This window comes from Bacillus cereus group sp. MYBK30-2 (genome assembly GCF_051915945.1).
In the GTDB taxonomy this organism is placed as follows: domain Bacteria; phylum Bacillota; class Bacilli; order Bacillales; family Bacillaceae_G; genus Bacillus_A; species Bacillus_A paramycoides.
The window spans coordinates 320410-339313 of sequence record NZ_JBQAFR010000001.1; the positions used below are offsets into that span (position 1 = coordinate 320410).

An 18904-nucleotide genomic window follows, 5' to 3' on the forward strand; every position below is an offset into this window, starting at 1 on the left:
TTTAGACGTTCTTTTTGGCATACTTTTCTCCTTTCTTATTTCTTAATATGGCATAAAAAAGAAATAAAAGAGGAAGGACAGCAATAAAAATATAGGTGAGATTATCCGTGAACTTTGCTATGATTTTTAGCTTTTCAGGTGTGTTAATAAATAAAGCGACGCTAAAAGAGATAAGAGCGACAATTGGAACGGCCTTCTTATGATTATTAAGTTTAAAGATATGCTCTATTCCTACCGAAGCTGCATAATAATAGCTGGCATAAGAACATACAACAGTTATCATCCATATCGGAATGAAAATTAAATCAGTTCGATCTATGATACCGATATGAAGGGAGCGTAATAAATATATAACGGGTTGAGGAATTAATTCGATTTGATTAGGGCTAAACACGATATAACAAATCCATACGGTAAAAGTGTAGAAAATGGTTACAAATCCGTTCGCAAGAGAAATAGCCTTAAGCTTTGCTGCAGGTTTTCCTTTTACAAATGGATAAGCAATAAGTATAATTTCGAAACCATACATTGCTGTTATTGTTTCTTTTGATGCTCGAATAATATTCCACCAACCAGCTTCTGTAATTGGAAAGGGATAAGAGAATTCAGCACGGGTAAGACCAATTCCAATTAAAAAAGCCATTGGGATAATTAAAATGAGAGTCATGTCGTAAAATCGAACCATGACTTTAAATGTGCTATAGATTAAAAAAGAGGAAGCGATTGGACCCAAAAAGAGTATAACTGGCCAAGGTGTTGCTTGCAAAATCCATATTTTAATAATGTTCCCAGAGCTTGCCATAATGGTCGTTCCGATGAGAATGAAGTAAAAAATATAAGAGAAACTAAATATTTTCCCTAATATATCCCCGAACATTGTGCGAACAATTTCATAGATGGTTACTTCAGGGAATCTTTTTAATAAAAGCCATATAATTAAAATAAAGATTTGAACAATAAGTCCAGCTATTAGTGTAGAAATCCATCCGCCACCTTTGGCAATATAATGCAGTCGATTCGGAAGGGTAAGTATACCTACACCGATTTGGCATTGAGCAACAAAAAATGAGAATTGCGTAAGTGTAATTTTACTTTGCGTGTTTATCACCGTTCTCATCCTCTCTAGTTACCAGCTGTCTTCTCATTTTTTTAGGTTTTGAATCATGAGGACGTTCCCAAAAAGACCAAATTGGGAGTCTTAAAAAAGCATCTTTCATATCCTTAATCCGAAGTGGGGCCACTGGAGAAAGATATGGTGTGTGAAAAGAGTGAAGCTGACATAAATGAATGAAAGTTATAATTAAACCGAATGAAATACCAAGATAGCCAAAGACAGCAGCTAAAATCATTAATGGAAAACGAAGGATTCGGACGGCCGAACTCATATCGTTTGATGGAACGAGAAAAGATGCGATTGCTGTTAAAGCTACGACGATAGTCATTGTATAGGAAACAAGTCCAGCTTTAACAATTGCATCACCGATTACTAAGCCACCTACAATACCGATTGTTTGTCCTACTCGGCTCGGTAGACGAATTCCAGCTTCTCGCAATAATTCAAAGATTAATTCCAGTAGTAAGGCTTCAAAAATAGGCGGAAGTGGTACTCTTTCTAATGAAGCTTTAATTGTATTAACAAGCTCCAGTGGCAAAACATCGGGGTGGAAAGCCACTGTTGCAATATATATAGCAGGTAAGAGAAAGGCGATTAAAAAACTCGTGAGGCGAATCATTCTCACGAAAGAACCGACAATCCACCGATTGTTATAATCATCCGGTGATTGATAAAAGGCAAATAATGTTACAGGAACAATAAGTGCTGTTGGATCTCCATCCGATAAGATAGCAACCCTTCCCTCCATCAAGTTAGCGGCAACTCGGTCTGGACGTTCTGTATTTAATTGCTGTGGAAATGGTGAAAAGGATGTATCCTCAATAAATTCTTGTATATAGCCTGGTGACATAAGGGAGTCCGTTTTAATGGTTTGTAATCTTCTTTTTACTTCTGTCACAAGATCATCGTTGGCCAAATTTTGCATATATACAATAGCAACTTTAGTATGCATTTCTTCACCAAGGGTAAAATATTTAACCACTAAATCTTGATTTTTAATAAGTTTACGAATGGAAGCTAAGTTAGTAGCTAAATCTTCGATAAAACCGTTATGCGGACCGCGGACAATCCCTTCATTATCAGGTTCCTTTATACTCCTTTTTACAGATAAAGCTGTCTCGAAAATACAAAAGCTTTGTACCTCTTCATGAAAATATAAAGATTTTCCTTGTAGTAAAAGTTGTATGCCATACAGTAAGTTCGTTTCTTTTTTCATGTTCAATGTAGAAAATGCCTTATCGAGAGATAATTCAGCTTGGGTTAATATAGGTTCGAGAGCTAATTGATGAATTAAATTAGGGTCTGCTAAAGACTCAATGTATAACATCGTTCCTTTTCCGTTTTGAAAAGGAACGTCGAGTTTTTTTAAATCGTCCGAATGAAATAGCTTATTTTCAATATAATTAATATTTTCTGCGAGTGATGGAAACATATGCTTCATTTTGGTTGTTGAATGCTGTGAGTTTTGTTGAGTCTGTGTCATAATTTTCACCCCATATCGAATAAAATTACGCTGTTAATTTTTGCTTTTTATAGGAAAATTACGCTTACCAATTCATCATCTATGGCTCTTTTTTTGTTCTTAATTTTTATTTCTAACTAAACGATTTTCAGCTTAATTTATAGACTTTGAATAAAGTTAAATGTCCCTTATAAAACAACTAGCTTAATCTTCTGCTTTAAAAGTTTTGAGGTTTTTCAACATATAAACCTAAAATATATCCACATTTCAAACAGAAACATGAATAGAAATCCAATTCACACGCTCATTTTTATTTTGATCTTCCGTTTCAGGTGATAATTTTTTCAACCAGTAATATAATCGATGAACTGATAGGTTCTGTTTTTGACATCAGGAAACTTTTGATAATCCATTGTTTTTATAATCTTGAATATAAGTTTCCCATGCTTTCTTTATTAGGTGTCTGTTTATAAAAAAACACATGTAGTATGCAAGGGGAACTACTCACAGGTGGAAGAATCAAAGAGGGTGACTCATTGGTTATACGGAGACAGGAATCTTTCAAAGAAGGGGATATCATCTTAGTGAATACGGATATAGGGCTGACTTTGAAGAGAGTGGCATGCAAGAAAGACCCTGAAGTTGTTCTTTGTACGATAGACTCGAAAGAGAACCCTATAATGATAGATGAGAGGTATCAAGTGATGAACATTGAAGGGGAGCTTCTGAGAGTTATCATAGAGATTGAAGGAGGAAATGTAAAGTAACAGAATACATGCGTTCTATTATAGAATTCTTCTAAAAAATGATTATTAAATGTTCTAATTAAGGAGAAAAAAAGCATAGGAATTTTCTATGCTTTTTTTATGGGAATAGTCATGTTAAATAGCAAATTATTATGTATCTAGCAGTCACATTTTGGTCACAAAACCAATAGAATTACCTACTTAGTTAAAGAGAACCTCCTTCACAAACCCTGTAATAAAGCCATTTCTCATTACATATCCGTTAGAAGGAGGTATAGGGATGAATTAGTACTATAGATTCAAATTACATCACATTGATATATATAATAGACTAGTAAACAAGCCTTTTTACGCTTTAAACATAGAATATGATGAATTCTATTATGTATTAGGGGGGAATCATATTCATGGGAAATAATTGTCGTTGTAGACATTTCCGAGATTGTAATAGATTTTGTGATGATTGTTGTTGTAGACGTAAACGTCACTGTGATTGTGATGATTGCCGTTGCAATCGTAAACGTGAAGATGATGATGATAAATGTCGTAAGTGGTAATTTTTTTTGAAAGAGTACTTTGAAGTAAGTACTCTTTTTTGTGTATGAATCTTTTAAATTCCATTTTGAACAGATTTTTTTTCAATTTCCCATGTAGCTTGTTTTTTAATTTTTAAAGCTACATTAGTACCGTTAGATTCCTTATAAAAGATATATCCGTGGTCTGATTTAACGTAAGTTGAAGGTTCACTTATGCAATCTTGAGAACAAGATGTATTGATAAGCTCAATTAAGGATAGTTCGCTCAGATCGGTTTTACTAGCATCTATAAGTGTATCAAGGTTCGTTTTGCGAAAGCCTTGTAAGTTTACATGGAAATTCTTTTCAATTTCTCCAGTAACGCTAGTATTCATTGCTTCAACTGAATTTTTCTTTTCTAAAAGAAACCCATTTCCATAAAGAAATTTTGTATATCCAAGCCACGCGATTAAAAATAGTATAAAAAATACACCAACTGTTCTAAGTCTTCGAAGCCGTTTACTTACGATTGATTCTGAATATTTCATTCAGCCTAATCCTCCAATGTTTTTATTTTAAAGTATGCTTGGGTACATATATTTAGAAGGAGATGAAAGTTAGCGAGTTAGTGATTCAAAAAAAGAAAGCATCTGAAGTTAGGTGCTTTCTTTTTGAATACTTTCCGCTATCTGTTAGTTACATGTTTCATAAGAGGTCTTATTTCTTTAACAGGTGGTTTTTTATCATATACATCAATGTAAGAAAAATAATAATTTAAATTTCTAAGGAGACCTTTTCCTATTTTTGCACTTAAGAAAGGGAATACTTGTCCAGTATAATCATCGAGAGATTTACAATAGTATTTTTCATCTAAATAAATACTGTATTTACAAGTTAGTTCTACTAATGAATTACCTTCATCATCATATACTTCTTTAGAATCAATTATGTCTATTAGTGCAAATTTCTCATTCAGATAAACTTTTTTCTTTTTCTCGTATTTATTAGTAAGGATAAATACGAGACCAATAGCGTTAATCAAACTATTTCCTCCTATAAAAATGGCTATTAATAAAATATATCGATATAAGCCAAATGTAAAGAGGTGAGGTGTAAATATAATATAGATAGAAATTTTAACAAGCCGATTTGAAGAGAAATCGGCTTGTTTTATTGAAATACTTGAGGGAATTGTTTTACGATTGCATCCGTTATAGTATCAGCCATTTCTAATGCTTCTTTTTCAATTTTATCGTACAGTTTTATACCTGCATCATAATCTTTATTTAGGATGGCGATTGCTTCCGCTTTCGTTAGTGCTAAATGTTCATAAAACATTTTTCTAAATTCTTCTTTTTCTATATATGGGTTGAGACTGTTTAGAAACTCAACAATTTCATCACCATTAGTGTACCACTTCTTCTCTATAGCGGCAGCTGCGTTTTGATCGCCAGCTTTTGCGGCTTTAACAAGATCAGCAGCGATAACTAAGTGGTCTTTAATTAGTGCACTATATTTTTTTACTGCATTTTCACCATAGAACGGTTCAAGTGAAAGCCCCATGTGAGTTGCGTTTTTTAGAAGACGGTCAACAGTAGCGTTAACGTCTGGCAAGTTAAAGATGATACTTATAATAGCTAATCTCGTCCAAGCGACATGTTGTTCCCATAAAGAACGCATATAACCTTTTAAAAAGTTCTCGTTTTTACTAATTCGGTAATTTCGTGTTAATAAATCAAAGTTCCCATAAGGGTTATGAGTGGGGGAGTAATATGATTGCCAATAAGTATACATAAATAGTTACACTCCTTTGAACATGTATACATCACAGTATGATAACTGTTATTTTTAAGTTACGTGTCCAAGAATTTTTTTGAGAATTGGAAAAGAAGTGGATTGAAGGGAATGGGGAAGATCGAAAACTTGATTACGAGATATATGAATTAAATGAATTATAACATAAAAGAGGCCCTGCAAGGGAAGATGCAGGACCTCAAAAGGGTATTGCCGAGATGTCGGACTCGACTACGTAATATTAACATAAAATTCTTTCAAAAAGACCTGGTAAATGTGTCCAAATGAAAAGGGTGCTTTTTAATAAAGTCAAAGGGATCTGCTTCCCGCGGCAGATCCCTTTAACTAGATAATGTTGATGAGTAAAAACTCATCTGGAGTACTTTCATAGTAACAAATGAAATTCACTTTGTGTATTGAGAAAAAAAGAATTGTTTAAATGAATGTAACTGATTTGTAGTTTGCTTTTTTGAATAATAATCATTTGTAGTGAGTGGAATAGCTTCCTAAAATGGAGAAAAGACTTGTAATCCAGATTAGGATACATTGGAATATGTAATTATAAAAAAGACCTGCTAATTTAAGCAGGTCAACATAAGGGGTTTATCCAACAGATTATTATATATGGTAACAACTGTATTGTCGTAAGTCTATACGTTTTATATTGAGAAAATTAGTGTGAATGATTTATTTTTAGCACATGTATTAACGCCTAAAAAGTTGATAAAAGAAATTAAATAGCTTTCTATAAGAAAATAAAGGCTGATACTTGTAAAATGATTCATATTTCCACGCATCATTATTAGAGAATTGGAGTTGTTTATTTGACGCTTTAGGCTGGATAGAGCTATTGAAACGACGTTTCATATTTTAACCTCCTCAAATTCATATGTATACGATTAGTAGTATTCTAGGAAGGCAAATAAAATGAATATTTATATTGAAATTCTTTCTTCTTGTGTACTAGATTTGTGTTTTGCGAGAATCAGTTTGATGAGAGATTAAATATAACTCTTTCATTCATCACTTTCATGACGCATAAGTGATGATATAATAGGAATAGATGAAAGATATAGAAAAGCAGGTGACTCTTTTTTGTTTACAAAAGCTCAAGAACTTTTAGCGTCTTATTTCGGTTATTCGTCATTTCGAAGAGGACAAGATGAAACAATTAAAAATGTATTAGATGGGAAAGATACGGTTTGTATTATGCCTACGGGCGGTGGTAAGTCAATTTGTTATCAAATTCCCGCATTAGTATTCGAAGGAACAACATTAGTTATATCACCTTTGATTTCACTTATGAAAGATCAAGTAGATACATTAATACAAAACGGTATTTCCGCTACATATATTAATAGTTCTATTTCTATTGCAGAAGCAAATCAACGAATTCAATTGGCAAAACAAGGACACTATAAGTTACTTTACGTGGCGCCAGAGCGTCTTGATTCTATGGAGTTTGTTGACCAACTTATAGATATGAAAATCCCGATGATTGCGATTGATGAGGCACACTGTATTTCACAGTGGGGACATGATTTCCGCCCGAGTTACTTACATATACACCGCATATTAGATTATCTTCCGGAAAAACCGCTAGTTTTAGCGTTAACCGCAACAGCAACACCACAAGTACGTGACGATATTTGTAGCACACTTGAAATTAATCAAGAAAATACAATTATGACAACGTTCGAGCGCGAGAACTTATCGTTTTCGGTGATTAAAGGACAAGATCGTAATGCATATTTAGCAGATTATATTCGTCAAAATCAGAAGGAATCTGGGATTATATATGCAGCTACAAGAAAAGTAGTCGATCAATTATATGAAGATTTAGGGAAAGCAGGAGTTTCGGTATCGAAATATCATGCTGGTATGAGCGATCACGATCGAAATGAACAGCAAGAACTCTTTTTACGAGATGAAGTCAGTGTTATGGTAGCAACATCTGCATTCGGTATGGGGATTGATAAATCGAATATTCGTTACGTTATTCACTATCAACTTCCGAAAAATATGGAAAGTTACTATCAAGAAGCGGGACGTGCTGGTCGTGACGGATTAGATAGTGAATGTATTTTGTTATATTCTTCACAAGATGTGCAAGTACAACGCTTTTTAATTGATCAATCAACAGGAGAATCTCGTTTTTCTAATGAGCTTGAAAAACTCCAAAATATGACCGATTACTGTCATACAGAACAATGTTTACAATCATTTATTTTACAGTACTTTGGAGAAGAACCGAAGGAAGATTGTGGCCGCTGTGGTAATTGTACTGACGACCGTGAAAGTATCGATGTGACAAGAGAATCACAAATGGTGCTATCTTGTATGATCAGGACGAATCAACGATTTGGAAAACAAATGATTGCACAAGTATTAACTGGATCGAAAAATAAGAAAGTTATTGAATTTAATTTTCATACTTTGCCTACGTACGGTCTTTTATCAAACCGTAGTGTAAAAGAAGTTAGTGAGTTTATTGAGTTTTTAATATCAGAGGAGTTAATCGCAGTTGAACATGGTACGTATCCGACATTAAAAGTAACGGAAATAGGAAAAGAAGTATTACTTGGTAAAGAGAACGTTTTACGCAAAGAACGAGTAGAAACGAGACAAATTGTTCAAGACCATCCTTTATTCGAAGTGCTTCGTGAAGTGCGTAAAGACATTGCGCAAGGAGAAGGTGTACCGCCGTTCGTAATTTTCTCTGACCAAACATTAAAAGATATGTGCGCGAAAATGCCGCAAAGTAACTCTGAACTCCTAACTGTAAAAGGAATTGGAGAACATAAACTTGTGAAGTACGGTTCTCACTTCTTACAAGCAGTTCAGCACTTTATCGAAGAAAACCCAAACTATGCTGAAACAATTAAGACGGAAGTTGTTACAGAGCGTAAAAAGCCAGGGAAAGCATCAGCAAATTCTCATTTAGAAACGTATGAAATGTATAAACAAGGCATTGACTTAAGTGAGATTGCGAAAGAAAGAGGTCTATCAAGACAAACGATTGAAAATCATCTAATTCGTTGCTATGAAGATGGTATGGAAGTGGACTGGAAAAGCTTCGTTCCAGCAGAGTATGAATCTCTTATTGAAAATGCTGTGCAACATGCAGAAGGTGGTTTGAAATCTATTAAAGAACAACTTCCTGATGAAGTGAGTTACTTTATGATTCGAGCATATTTACAAATAAGAAAGTAGAGACAAATAAAGGGGATAGGGATATATGCATCATGTTTTCGTTTATGGTACGTTAAGAAAAGATCAAACGAACGCTCATTTTATGCAAGGTGCAACATGTATCGCAGACGGAGCATGGACGTATGGCAAATTATTTGATACAGGAGAAGGGTATCCAGCAATGATTTGTTCGAGTGAGGAAAAAGTATATGGGGAAATTTATGAAGTAAATGATGATGTGCTCCAAAAATTAGATGAACTCGAAGAATATACAGGTAATGCAGAGACTGATCTATATGACCGGCTTACACAATCAGTATATTTTGCGGATAGAGGAATACATGTATACGTGTATGTTGCTCAAGATAAAGAAATGTTGAAGAAGGTTATCATTTCTGGTGATTGGGTGGAGTATCAAAAAGGAAAATGAAAGCAGCTATAAAATAATGTGAAAGCAGATAGTGGAATAATTCGCTATCTGCTTTTTACTATAGTTTTGGTTTTAATTACTTAAGTGTTTTTTAATGAATCTTCTTCAAACTTTTTATAAGCTTCTTCCATTCCCATAATTACATCTTTAATTTTCATGTGACCTTCAGTATAGACAGAGTGATCTCTAATTTCTTCCCACATATAGTGATATTTTTGGATGTTTTTCGTTTCACACATGATTATGTCAGTATAATCTTTTCCAGGTAACGCTTCTGCGTCAAAGAAACGCACATGTACCTCAGGGTATTTTAAAGTAATTTCTTTTAGTTCATTAGCTCGTTTTCCCCGTTCATCACGAGACATTGCAAGCCAAGTTGGATAAAATTCTACTAAAACAATAAAGATGTGATTCACCCTTCATTCCTCCTAATAGTTTCTTTATGGTTAAATCATAGCACATGTTAGTATTTAGAATCCCTATATAAAATTTTATTGTTTTATAGGTGCGCAAAATAAAGAGGGGGGGATCATCAAAATTTATCGAATGGGAAAAATTGCAAATAAAGACTGGATTCCCTTTGAATATTCCGTTTATTTTGATAATATATAAATATAGGTAATAAATAAGGGGGATTTTTAAAATGAACGAATTAAATGTGAAGGAATTTTACAAAAAACAATTTGAATTACTAAATTATGATATAAATACAGAAAGCTGGTTAGAGCAGGTTGCTATAGAAGTACAAGAACAAGTTGGTCATCCTTTTCAAACGATGTTAGAACTCGGTGCAGGAAATGGTGGATTTGCTAGAGCGATGTCAAAGTTAAGCGTAACAATGACGACTGTAGAACTTGTATCAGAATTAGTTGAATTTGCAAAGGGGCATTCTAGCAAAGATATTACGATTCATCATGGTGATTTCTATCAAATTGATATTCAAGAAGAATTTGATGTAGTCAGCTATTTAGACGGTTTTGGTCTAGGAACAGATGAAGAACAAATGTTTCTATTAAACAGGATCAAAAAATGGATGAAGGATGATGGTTGTGCATTAATTGATATTTATCAACCGTTGTATTGGAAAGCAGTGAATGGGAGAGAAATGCCACTTGGTTCAGCGATGCGAAAGTATGAGTATGACAGTAGAAATGAAAGAATGCTAGATCATTGGTGGAATCCTAATTATCCAAATGATATTGTGACACAGTCTTTACGTTGCTATACAGTGGAAGAGATTAGCAATCTATGTGATGAAGCAAATTTAAATATTGTAGCAATTTTCCCAGGCGGCGCATTTGATTTTGAGAAATCGCGATATAAAGAGCAAGCTTCTTTACATAAGTGCTTATCGTATCGTATAAAAGTAAAAAAGAAATAAAGAAATAAAGAAAAGGTAGAGCTTATCCCTCATACACATTAAGCTAAGTTTATGTGAGGGGAATTTTAAATTTGTATAATCTAATAAACAAATACAACGAAAATAGTTGGTATACACTTTTGGTTGAGTGCTTCTGTACTCATAGAAATATCTGTGTTAGCTTCTAATCGACTGAAAAGTTGAGTTAATGAAGTATGAGCTATGTTTTGGCTTAACCAAACACATAGGTCTACTAGTTCTTGTGAACTATATTCACTTGTTTGTTAAACGAATCAGATTTTTCTAACTAATCACTCCAAAGTATTAGGCGGCATATATCATTATAATTCTTTAGAAACTAATACTAGTTCATTAAAAATCGATAAATTCATATTAAAAACGCCATTCTTTTTGTATATTTCTATAAAAAGAATAGCGTTTTTTCGTTATATGGATACGATTTTACATTATCTTGATAATAGTAATAGGGTGAGAATCAATTATGTTTAATCAATAATAAAATGGCACAATTGACAAAATACGCACCAGTGTTATAATGATACATTGTTATCAAGGTAACAAAATATTGTTTTTTACGTTAAGGATGTGAAATTATGAAACAAAATAATGAACAAATAAATGAAAAAAATACAAAAATTAAAGTTGAACGTGTGCAAACTGGTATTAGGATGGAAAAAAGAATGGTAAAAGTTTTGAAAGCGATGGCAGAATATCATGATATTTCGCTAGGTGTTCTTCTTGAAAGAATCGTTCTACATTCTTTTGAAAATAAACCTGTGTTTAGCGATGAAAGTCTGGAAAAAGTTAAAGCTATAAAAGAAGTTTACGATATGGATTATGGCCTAGAAATAAGTCGTCAGTGGAATGATTCGGATAACTAGAATGATTATTTTCAAATACAGTACCATCTAGATTTTTTGTAAGCAATCTATGAAGTGAAGAAAATAAAGAGAGAGAAAATTTTGTTTTAAGGATACTGTAAAATCTTAGATAAAGAGGCATGTTTTTTGTATTTTTCTTTATTTCGGAAAATTCTCAACTAAACTATTGACTTTATGAATAGATTTTTAATACAATTGTATCTCGACTGAAAAAATTGGAACGGACAGGAGGGAATCATCAAAATGAGCAACATATTTGAAGAAGAGTTACAAACAATGAAAGATACTTTATGTACGATGGATGATCAATTAGAACAGCTTGAAAAAATCCCGGTTTATTATGGAGAAGATTTTAAAGAGCAAATTCTTGAAAGTATGAGGGAGTCTAATAGACAAAACTTACGTATTGGTGTACAAGAACCGTACTTTGGAAGATTAGACTTTCAGGAGGATGGAAAAGAAGAAGTTATGCCGATATACATCGGTAAAGTAGGTGTTTCAGATAAAGACACGATGAAGCCAATTGTAATTGATTGGCGAGCACCTGTTGCAAGTATGTTTTATTCATTTACCGGTGGAGAAGAATTAGCATTTTATCTTTCACCAGACGGATTAGTAGAAGGCGATGTTTATTTAAAACGCAACATTTCCATTCGAAAGAGAGAACTAGAACGTGTTGTTGATACATATGTGAAAGGAAATGAAGATGTCTCGCATGCTGATGATTTTCTTCTATATCGATTAGGTGAGAATAAAGACAATAAATTGAAAGATATCGTTTCGACTATACAATCGGAGCAAAATGATATTATTCGTGCGGAAAGAAACTTACCATTATTAATTCAAGGGGTTGCAGGGAGCGGAAAAACAACGATCGCTTTACATCGCCTTGCTTTTTTAATTTATGAATATCGTGAACAACTAGAAGCAGAGAGAATGATTGTATTCGCTCCAAACAGTTTGTTTTTAGACTATATTTCGAGTGTACTTCCTGAACTAGGGGTAGGTAATATTAGTCAAACAACGTTTCCAGATTGGGCATTACGTACGTTAGATGATTCGGTGAAACTGAAGCAGACAGAAGAAAAATTGAAAGAAGCCTTTTCAATTAATCGAGATGAAAATAAGGTTATGTTTGGTAAATTAAAGGGTACGCTGGAATTCAAGTCGTTTATTGAAGAAAGAATGGCTCAATTTGAAAAAGATTTAATGCCGACAAAAGATTTTGAAGCATGGGATAAAGCAGTTATTCCAGTGGAAGACGTTAAAAAATGGATGCAAGTTGAATATAAACATTATCCATTAAAGAAAAGAAGAGAACGTTTAGTCGGCCGAATGAAGCGCTGGATTGAAATTGAACTTAAAAAGTTTGGAGAAACAAACGAGAAAAAGTTACTAAAAAAAGAAGCGACAAAGAGATTGAACACATATATGAATTTTTGGCCGAAAATGAGCCCGCTTTCACTATATTGTTCGATGATGAAGAGTAAAGAAATACTCGAAGTATTACCTGAAGAACTTGTTCAAGAAACAGAAAAGAATTGCCGTAAAAAAGAAGTATATGTAGAAGATTTACCAGCTTTAATTTATATACATCATCGTATAACGGGTATTGAAATCGGACAAAAGTTTCATCACGTCGTTATTGATGAAGCGCAAGATTTTTCACCATTCCAAGTTTATGTATTAAAAGAAATTACACTAGGTAATTCTTTCACCATATTAGGTGATTTATCTCAAGCGATTTATGATTATCAAGGAATTGAAGACTGGAATGCCTTTAAGGAAGTATTCCAAGAAACTGGTTATTATGAACTGACGAGAAGTTATCGTTCTACAAAAGAAATTATTGAATTTGCAAATGAAATAATTAAAAATGCAGAAATACCAGTAGGACTCGCAACACCAGTTTTCCGTAGCGGTGAAGATGTGAAAGTGATCCATGCAGAAGATCAATTCACTGAAATTGTGAAGACGTTAAAACATCTACAAAATGAAGATGTGAAAACAATTGCGGTAATAGGAAGAACAGACGATGAATGCCGCGATATGTATGAGAAATTAATAAACGCAGGATTAACTGTTAACGTGATTGAAGCAGATCAAAGTAAATATGAAGGTGGTATTTCAGTAGTACCTGTCTATTTAGCGAAAGGTTTAGAATTTGACGCTGTACTGATAATCGATGTGGATGAAGAACATTATAAAAATACAAAACATGATGCGAAGTTACTATATGTAGGATGTACGAGATCACTTCATGATTTATGGATTTTCCATAGTGGGGAAGCATCTCCTTTAATTAAGGGATTAAAATAATAAAAAAATTCAAGAGGCTTTTCTAGTAATGAACAGAAAAACCTCTTGTTTTTCTATATAAAGATTTGGGGGAGAAAATGATAATGATTACAAAAGTAATAACAAAAAGAAATTTGGAAGCCGCAAAAACAATTGGAGAAATTAATGAAGCCTCACTTAAAGAAGAGGGATTTATTCATTGTTCATTTTTTGGGCAAGCTTTAAAAGTTGCCCAAAAACATTTCAATCATGAAGAAGATGTTTTATTACTTACAATTGATCCATCCCTGGTAAAAGCAGAAATAAAATATGAACTTGCTTCTAACGGTCAAGAATATCCGCATGTATATGGAGTAATCAATGTTGAGTCGATTGTAGATGTTGTCCCATTCCTTAAAGAAAAAGGAGAATTTATATTACCCGAGGTACATAGTTGAAAGTATTATTGGTATTTAAGTTTGCTAGAAAAGCACAAATTATATAGTTTGTGCTTTTTATTATCCGTTTTTGTCACACAGATACTGTACGATACATAGTATAAAACACATACTGTATGACATATAGTAATGGAAATGAGGTGGGTGAATGGATACTTTATTAAATTCGTTAATTACTGAGTTAAGAAGAGGGACATTGACATTAGCTGTTTTAAGCCAATTAAGAACGCCACAGTATGGATATTCACTTGTCCAATTATTGGAGCAATCAGGGATCACAATTGATCAAAGTACTTTATATCCACTACTTCGCCGATTAGAAAAGCAGGAACTAGTGACGAGTAGTTGGGATAAAACGGAGAGTAGACCTCGTAAGTATTATGTTTTAAGTGAATATGGATTAGAGATTTTTTTGCAATTGAAAAAAGAATGGATAAAAGATTCAAAAGAACTTTATAACTTATTAAAGGAGGAGGACGAGAATGAATTTAATTGAGGTTTACATTCAGGAAGTTGCGAAGAGAATACCTGAGAAAAACCGTGATGATATTGTACTTGAGTTACGTTCGACAATCGAGGATATGTTACCCGATGATTATAATGAAGACGATGTAAAAAGTGTTCTTGCAAAATTGGGGAGTCCAGTCTCATTGGCTAACGGGTACATGGATAGACCGATGCATTTAATTGGACCACGTTATTTTGATGTGTACACGACATTATTAAAAATGATCATACCGATTGCCGCTGTTATTGCACTCATTTCAATGGTTGCAGAAAATTTTATAGGCTATAGTGGTGATCAGGCGGTATTAAATGTTATTTTAAAATTGATAAGTGAAGGCATCGGGGAAATATTCGAAGTAGGCCTCCATGTATTTTTCTGGTTGACACTTGTGTTTTTTATTTTAGAGAGAACTGATAATGTAAAAGATCCACAACCATTAACAACAAGTTTCAAAAAATGGACTCCGGATGATTTGAAAAATACCCCTTATATCCCGAAGAAAAAGAAGATTTCAAAGTTTGAAGTATTTGGAGGCTTAATGTGGACGGCAATATGGGCTACACTTTACTTTTATGCGAATCATCTTGTTGGCGTATATAATGGTACGGCAAATGGACTGAAATTTGTCGCGCCAACTTTTAATCAAGATGTTTTACTTCAGTACTGGCCAATCGTTGTAATTATGATCGTTTTCGAAATAGCTATATCTCTTTATAAGTTAGTACAAGGACAATGGACGAAAAGATTGGCAATTGGAAATGCTATTCTTCAAGTAACCGGAACAATAGTATTCATTGTAATTGTAGTAAATCCGCATTTATTTAACGAAGGGTTTATTACGTATGTGGCAAATGTGTTTACTATTTCTCCAGAGGAATTAAAAATGCGGTTAATTGTTGGAGGCATTTTCATTTACATGTTATCTGCTGCATTAAATATATTTGATGGTTTCCGAAAAACTGGTATTCGTATGTGGAAGTGAAACTGAAATTTCGATAAAATAAAACTATTTAATAGGTAGTAAAAGAAGATAAACCTTATGAAAGGAAGAAAACGATGATAAGGGAAGCAACGCAAAAAGATTTAACATTTATTTTAGATATTTATAATGATGCGATACTAAATACAACAGCTGTATATGCGTATAAACCTGTAACCCTTGAAAATAGAAAAGATTGGTATGAACAAAAACAGGCAGACGGGTATCCAATTTTAGTATACGAACTAGATAATAAAGTAGTAGGATTTGTGACATTCGGTCCATTTAGAGCGTGGCCTGCCTATAAATATTCAATTGAACATTCTGTGTATGTTGATAAAGGTTATAGAAAAAATGGAATTGGGACTTCTTTAATGAAAGCATTGATCACAATTGCAAAAGAAAGAGAATATATGAACTTAATTGCTGGAATTGATGCAGAAAATGAAAAAAGCATTGCTATGCATAAGAACTTCGGCTTTGTTTATTCGGGAACAATAAAAAAGGCTGGCTATAAGTTTAATAGATGGCTAGATTTAGCTTTTTATCAATTGGAGCTTAACGGGCCTGAAAATCCTACTGAAGAATAGATGTATTCATTATACGTAATATTTATTTTTAAAAGGTAGTATGAAAAAATTTCATGCTATCTTTTTCTTATTCTATGCATGAATATCATTTAACAAAAAAGGATTTTTATATTCTATATCGAATTTTGAGAAGATGATAAAACGATATAAAAAGAGGAATGAATATGCAGACTGTCATTGAAAAAATTAAAGAAATACAATCTGGTCAAGTTGGGATAGTTGTTTACTCTACAAAGTATGAAAACATAGTTGCTTCCTATAATAGTGAACTTTATGTTCCATTAGCATCAGCAGCAAAACTGGCAATTGGATTTGCAGTAGCAAAGATGGTAAAGGACAAACAAATTAGTTGGAATCATATACTTCATCATATTAAGTTTAATCCAAATGAGGATAGTGCGCAGTTATATCCTCATTTACAAGGAAGAAATATATTTTCACTTAATAAAGCGGTAGAAGTGATGATAGCATGCCATGATAGCTATATTGCTCAGTCAATTGTTATGCACTGCGGAGGATGGGATACTGTCAGAGAATATGTTTCAACGTACTTTACAAAGATTCATATACAGGAAAACCCTAGAGATGAACAAAATGTTGGAGAGTTAAATCAAGTACATTCACTTTTAGTACATATTTTTCAAGGTTATAAATCAGAACCAGAATTATGGGAACCGATTATTAATGGAATGGTAAGACAATAAGGTGATTATGAAGGTATACCGTATTATCATTTAGCTCATATGACAGGTGGATTGCCCACAGCTATAATAAATATTGGTATAATGGGAATGTTTAATGAGGTTCCATTTCTTTATGTTATTGGAGGCAAAGATTTACCTGATCGATTTAATAATAAAATGGTAGATGAAACAATTACAGAAGCTTTGAAGTGCTTGTACAAAGAATATAAAAAAGTATCGCGGGGGTGAATGATTGAAAAGAAACTTAAAAACTTCAACGATTATTATTTTAATTTTAACAATTATTGCTCTTGAAGTTGGAATCGCACTATACAATCATAATTTGTCATTAGATACAATTTACTTTGCAGCGATTCTAATTTGTATTGTATTGCTTTTTGGCACACGTGTTTCTGAAGAGAAAAAAAATACATCGAAACAGAGACGAAGAAAAACAGCTCTTATATTTTGGCCATCTATTTTATTATCAATCGTTAGTTTTGCAGTTATAAGTTATATAAGAACGGGCTATGTCTCTGTACCAGGGATAATTGGTTTTTCATGCTTTGTTACATATGGTGGATTTGTATTCATTAGTATTTTAAAGAGAAGAAATAAAAATTAAATGTAGCTTACTAAGGTGAAAGGAAGAACTATATATGAAACGTATAGAGAACGGTACACGCACTGAAGGAGAATACATTAAAAATAAATTAATTCAATATAACATGTCTATTTTAACAGATGAAGTAAAACAGCCGATGGAACAAGTAAGCTTCGTAGTGAAAGATGAGGATGGAAAAATTTTTGGTGGCGTAACTGGAACGATGTATTTTTATCATCTACATGTAGATTTTTTATGGGTTGATGAATCAGTTCGTCATGATGGGCATGGAAGTCAATTGTTACATAAAATCGAAGAAATTGCGAAGGAAAAAGGGTGTAGGTTAATATTACTGGACTCATTTAGTTTCCAAGCACCAGATTTTTATAAAAAGCATGGTTATCGAGAGTTTGGGGTCGTTGAGGATCATCCTAAAGGCCATAGTCAGCATTTTTTAGAGAAAAGACTTTAATATAATTATATTATGTTTACTAGGGGGATAGGAAATGTACACATATAAATTTCAACACGAACACCCTATCTGTGCAGAACAAATAAAAAATCTTTACGATTCTGTAGGCTGGTGGCCAGAAAGAAAAGAAGTCGATATTGAAAAAATGTTAAAGAATAGTATAGCAATTGGAGTATGGGAAGAAAATGAATTAATTGGATTTGCTAGAGTTGTTTCTGATGGTGTTTTTCGAGCGTACATAGAAGATGTTGTCGTATATGAAAGTGTAAGAAATAAAGGCATTGGAGAGAAGATGCTTACAATGTTACTTCGAGAAATATCTCATATTGATATTGTTAGTCTATTTTGCGGAGAGAAACTAATAAAGTTTTATGGTGAACAGCAATTTCAAGCGACGAAGCAAATTGTGATGCATCGTAATCAAATAGTAAAAGAATAAGAGGTGCCAATTTTTATGAATGCAACAAGAGCATATTGTTTATCGAAAAGAAAAGCGACAGAAGATTCTCCAGATGGTTGGAATGCAACTTGTATGAGGCTCAATAATAAAATATTTGCGATAGTGAACCATGAAGAAGGTGAAAAAGCTGCGATTACATTAAAGTGTGATCCAGAACTTGCTTTACGGATACGAGAAGATTATCCGGAAACAATTATTCCAGGATATCATATGAATAAAAAACATTGGAATACAGTGTACATACATAAGGATGTAGAACAAGAACAAATTAATAAGATGATAGATTGGTCTTATGATTTGGTACTGCAATCATTTTCAAAGAAAAAACAGCAAGAGTTATTGGATTAATTAATAAGTA

At 33.1% G+C, this 18904-nt stretch carries 21 protein-coding genes and 2 pseudogenes; 15 read left to right on the forward strand and 8 right to left on the reverse strand.

All coding sequences use genetic code 11. The features are described 5' to 3' along the window. Window position 1: 1 nt before the first annotated feature. The 3 genes and pseudogenes from ACTFQM_RS01685 to ACTFQM_RS01695 all read right to left on the reverse strand — a co-directional run. Window positions 2–1108: a GerAB/ArcD/ProY family transporter gene (locus ACTFQM_RS01685; protein ID WP_440033229.1), complete on the reverse strand. Its 1107-nt coding sequence runs from the start codon at window positions 1106–1108 to the stop codon at window positions 2–4. After that, complete coding sequence (gerKA, locus tag ACTFQM_RS01690) at window positions 1089–2597, reverse strand: spore germination protein GerKA (RefSeq protein ID WP_440033230.1); 1509 nt, start codon at window positions 2595–2597, stop codon at window positions 1089–1091. Before gerKA ends, ACTFQM_RS01685 begins: the two co-directional genes overlap by 20 nt. A 246-nt stretch (window positions 2598–2843) precedes the next feature. Continuing rightward, window positions 2844–2954 (reverse strand): annotated as a pseudogene (locus tag ACTFQM_RS01695) (IS66 family insertion sequence element accessory protein TnpA); the annotation flags it as partial. Window positions 2955–3064: 110 nt separating this feature from the next. Here ACTFQM_RS01695 and ACTFQM_RS01700 point away from each other — a divergent pair. Then, window positions 3065–3343 (forward strand): S24 family peptidase, encoded by a 279-nt coding sequence (locus ACTFQM_RS01700; RefSeq protein WP_440033231.1) that lies wholly within the window; start codon window positions 3065–3067, stop codon window positions 3341–3343. A gap of 589 nt (window positions 3344–3932) precedes the next feature. On the opposite strand, the gene ACTFQM_RS01705 is transcribed toward ACTFQM_RS01700, so the two are convergent. From ACTFQM_RS01705 to ACTFQM_RS01720, 4 genes are all read right to left on the reverse strand, one after another. After that, window positions 3933–4385 carry a hypothetical protein gene (locus ACTFQM_RS01705; RefSeq protein WP_440033232.1) on the reverse strand — a complete coding sequence of 151 codons (453 nt, stop codon included), beginning with the start codon at window positions 4383–4385 and terminating at the stop codon, window positions 3933–3935. A 137-nt stretch (window positions 4386–4522) separates the two neighbouring features. Further along, window positions 4523–4879, reverse strand: coding sequence for a hypothetical protein (locus ACTFQM_RS01710; protein ID WP_002172294.1), 357 nt, complete (start codon window positions 4877–4879; stop codon window positions 4523–4525). Between the two features lie 128 nt (window positions 4880–5007). Next, complete coding sequence (locus ACTFQM_RS01715; RefSeq protein WP_440033233.1) at window positions 5008–5631, reverse strand: acetylglutamate kinase; 624 nt, start codon at window positions 5629–5631, stop codon at window positions 5008–5010. Window positions 5632–6336: 705 nt separating this feature from the next. Further along, window positions 6337–6498: a hypothetical protein gene (locus tag ACTFQM_RS01720; protein WP_440033234.1), complete on the reverse strand. Its 162-nt coding sequence runs from the start codon at window positions 6496–6498 to the stop codon at window positions 6337–6339. Window positions 6499–6726: 228 nt separating this feature from the next. Between ACTFQM_RS01720 and recQ the strand changes: the two genes are divergently transcribed. Both recQ and ACTFQM_RS01730 read left to right on the forward strand, forming a co-directional pair. Then, window positions 6727–8844 carry a DNA helicase RecQ gene (recQ, locus tag ACTFQM_RS01725; protein WP_440033235.1) on the forward strand — a complete coding sequence of 706 codons (2118 nt, stop codon included), beginning with the start codon at window positions 6727–6729 and terminating at the stop codon, window positions 8842–8844. Window positions 8845–8869: 25 nt separating this feature from the next. Further along, a complete protein-coding gene (locus tag ACTFQM_RS01730; RefSeq protein WP_440033236.1) occupies window positions 8870–9253 on the forward strand; it encodes a gamma-glutamylcyclotransferase family protein in 384 nt (127 codons plus the stop codon). 80 nt (window positions 9254–9333) lie between these two features. On the opposite strand, the gene ACTFQM_RS01735 is transcribed toward ACTFQM_RS01730, so the two are convergent. Continuing rightward, complete coding sequence (locus tag ACTFQM_RS01735; protein ID WP_440033237.1) at window positions 9334–9669, reverse strand: darcynin family protein; 336 nt, start codon at window positions 9667–9669, stop codon at window positions 9334–9336. 227 nt (window positions 9670–9896) lie between these two features. Here ACTFQM_RS01735 and ACTFQM_RS01740 point away from each other — a divergent pair, with 227 nt between their 5' ends. The 12 genes and pseudogenes from ACTFQM_RS01740 (at window position 9897) to ACTFQM_RS01795 (ending at window position 18894) form a co-directional block, all read left to right on the forward strand. Then, a complete protein-coding gene (locus ACTFQM_RS01740) occupies window positions 9897–10634 on the forward strand; it encodes a class I SAM-dependent methyltransferase (protein ID WP_440033238.1) in 738 nt (245 codons plus the stop codon). A 593-nt stretch (window positions 10635–11227) separates the two neighbouring features. Continuing rightward, window positions 11228–11515 carry a hypothetical protein gene (locus ACTFQM_RS01745; RefSeq protein ID WP_002065782.1) on the forward strand — a complete coding sequence of 96 codons (288 nt, stop codon included), beginning with the start codon at window positions 11228–11230 and terminating at the stop codon, window positions 11513–11515. A 243-nt stretch (window positions 11516–11758) separates the two neighbouring features. Next, entirely contained in the window at window positions 11759–13834 is a 2076-nt protein-coding gene (locus tag ACTFQM_RS01750) for a HelD family protein (RefSeq protein WP_440033239.1), read from the forward strand. Between the two features lie 83 nt (window positions 13835–13917). Beyond that, entirely contained in the window at window positions 13918–14250 is a 333-nt protein-coding gene (locus ACTFQM_RS01755; protein ID WP_178939748.1) for a DUF952 domain-containing protein, read from the forward strand. Between the two features lie 148 nt (window positions 14251–14398). Beyond that, window positions 14399–14746 carry a PadR family transcriptional regulator gene (locus ACTFQM_RS01760; protein WP_071719346.1) on the forward strand — a complete coding sequence of 116 codons (348 nt, stop codon included), beginning with the start codon at window positions 14399–14401 and terminating at the stop codon, window positions 14744–14746. Next, complete coding sequence (locus ACTFQM_RS01765) at window positions 14733–15740, forward strand: HAAS signaling domain-containing protein (protein WP_440033240.1); 1008 nt, start codon at window positions 14733–14735, stop codon at window positions 15738–15740. The genes ACTFQM_RS01760 and ACTFQM_RS01765 overlap by 14 nt, the downstream gene beginning before the upstream one ends. Before the next feature lie 74 nt (window positions 15741–15814). Next, a complete protein-coding gene (locus ACTFQM_RS01770; protein ID WP_440033241.1) occupies window positions 15815–16327 on the forward strand; it encodes an N-acetyltransferase family protein in 513 nt (170 codons plus the stop codon). Between the two features lie 164 nt (window positions 16328–16491). Further along, a pseudogene (locus ACTFQM_RS01775) lies at window positions 16492–17259 on the forward strand (serine hydrolase). Between the two features lie 4 nt (window positions 17260–17263). Beyond that, the gene (locus ACTFQM_RS01780) at window positions 17264–17635 is read left to right on the forward strand and encodes a hypothetical protein (protein ID WP_440033242.1); all 372 of its coding nucleotides are present in this window, start codon (window positions 17264–17266) and stop codon (window positions 17633–17635) included. Between the two features lie 34 nt (window positions 17636–17669). Next, window positions 17670–18086, forward strand: a complete 417-nt coding sequence (locus tag ACTFQM_RS01785; protein WP_440033243.1) for a GNAT family N-acetyltransferase — start codon at window positions 17670–17672, stop codon at window positions 18084–18086. 34 nt (window positions 18087–18120) lie between these two features. Continuing rightward, window positions 18121–18525, forward strand: a complete 405-nt coding sequence (locus tag ACTFQM_RS01790; RefSeq protein ID WP_178939752.1) for a GNAT family N-acetyltransferase — start codon at window positions 18121–18123, stop codon at window positions 18523–18525. A 15-nt stretch (window positions 18526–18540) separates the two neighbouring features. Next, complete coding sequence (locus ACTFQM_RS01795; RefSeq protein WP_440033244.1) at window positions 18541–18894, forward strand: MmcQ/YjbR family DNA-binding protein; 354 nt, start codon at window positions 18541–18543, stop codon at window positions 18892–18894. The last annotated feature ends 10 nt before the right edge of the window (window positions 18895–18904 follow it).

Coding starts and splice junctions, on each gene's coding strand:
- gerKA (WP_440033230.1), bottom strand. CDS start 2,597: ATGACACAGACTCAACAAAACTCACAGCATTCAACAACCAAAATGAAG.
- ACTFQM_RS01700 (WP_440033231.1), top strand. CDS start 3,065: ATGCAAGGGGAACTACTCACAGGTGGAAGAATCAAAGAGGGTGACTCA.
- ACTFQM_RS01705 (WP_440033232.1), bottom strand. CDS start 4,385: ATGAAATATTCAGAATCAATCGTAAGTAAACGGCTTCGAAGACTTAGA.
- ACTFQM_RS01715 (WP_440033233.1), bottom strand. CDS start 5,631: ATGTATACTTATTGGCAATCATATTACTCCCCCACTCATAACCCTTAT.
- ACTFQM_RS01720 (WP_440033234.1), bottom strand. CDS start 6,498: ATGAAACGTCGTTTCAATAGCTCTATCCAGCCTAAAGCGTCAAATAAA.
- ACTFQM_RS01730 (WP_440033236.1), top strand. CDS start 8,870: ATGCATCATGTTTTCGTTTATGGTACGTTAAGAAAAGATCAAACGAAC.
- ACTFQM_RS01740 (WP_440033238.1), top strand. CDS start 9,897: ATGAACGAATTAAATGTGAAGGAATTTTACAAAAAACAATTTGAATTA.
- ACTFQM_RS01745 (WP_002065782.1), top strand. CDS start 11,228: ATGAAACAAAATAATGAACAAATAAATGAAAAAAATACAAAAATTAAA.
- ACTFQM_RS01750 (WP_440033239.1), top strand. CDS start 11,759: ATGAGCAACATATTTGAAGAAGAGTTACAAACAATGAAAGATACTTTA.
- ACTFQM_RS01755 (WP_178939748.1), top strand. CDS start 13,918: ATGATTACAAAAGTAATAACAAAAAGAAATTTGGAAGCCGCAAAAACA.
- ACTFQM_RS01760 (WP_071719346.1), top strand. CDS start 14,399: ATGGATACTTTATTAAATTCGTTAATTACTGAGTTAAGAAGAGGGACA.
- ACTFQM_RS01765 (WP_440033240.1), top strand. CDS start 14,733: ATGAATTTAATTGAGGTTTACATTCAGGAAGTTGCGAAGAGAATACCT.
- ACTFQM_RS01770 (WP_440033241.1), top strand. CDS start 15,815: ATGATAAGGGAAGCAACGCAAAAAGATTTAACATTTATTTTAGATATT.
- ACTFQM_RS01785 (WP_440033243.1), top strand. CDS start 17,670: ATGAAACGTATAGAGAACGGTACACGCACTGAAGGAGAATACATTAAA.
- ACTFQM_RS01790 (WP_178939752.1), top strand. CDS start 18,121: ATGTACACATATAAATTTCAACACGAACACCCTATCTGTGCAGAACAA.
- ACTFQM_RS01795 (WP_440033244.1), top strand. CDS start 18,541: ATGAATGCAACAAGAGCATATTGTTTATCGAAAAGAAAAGCGACAGAA.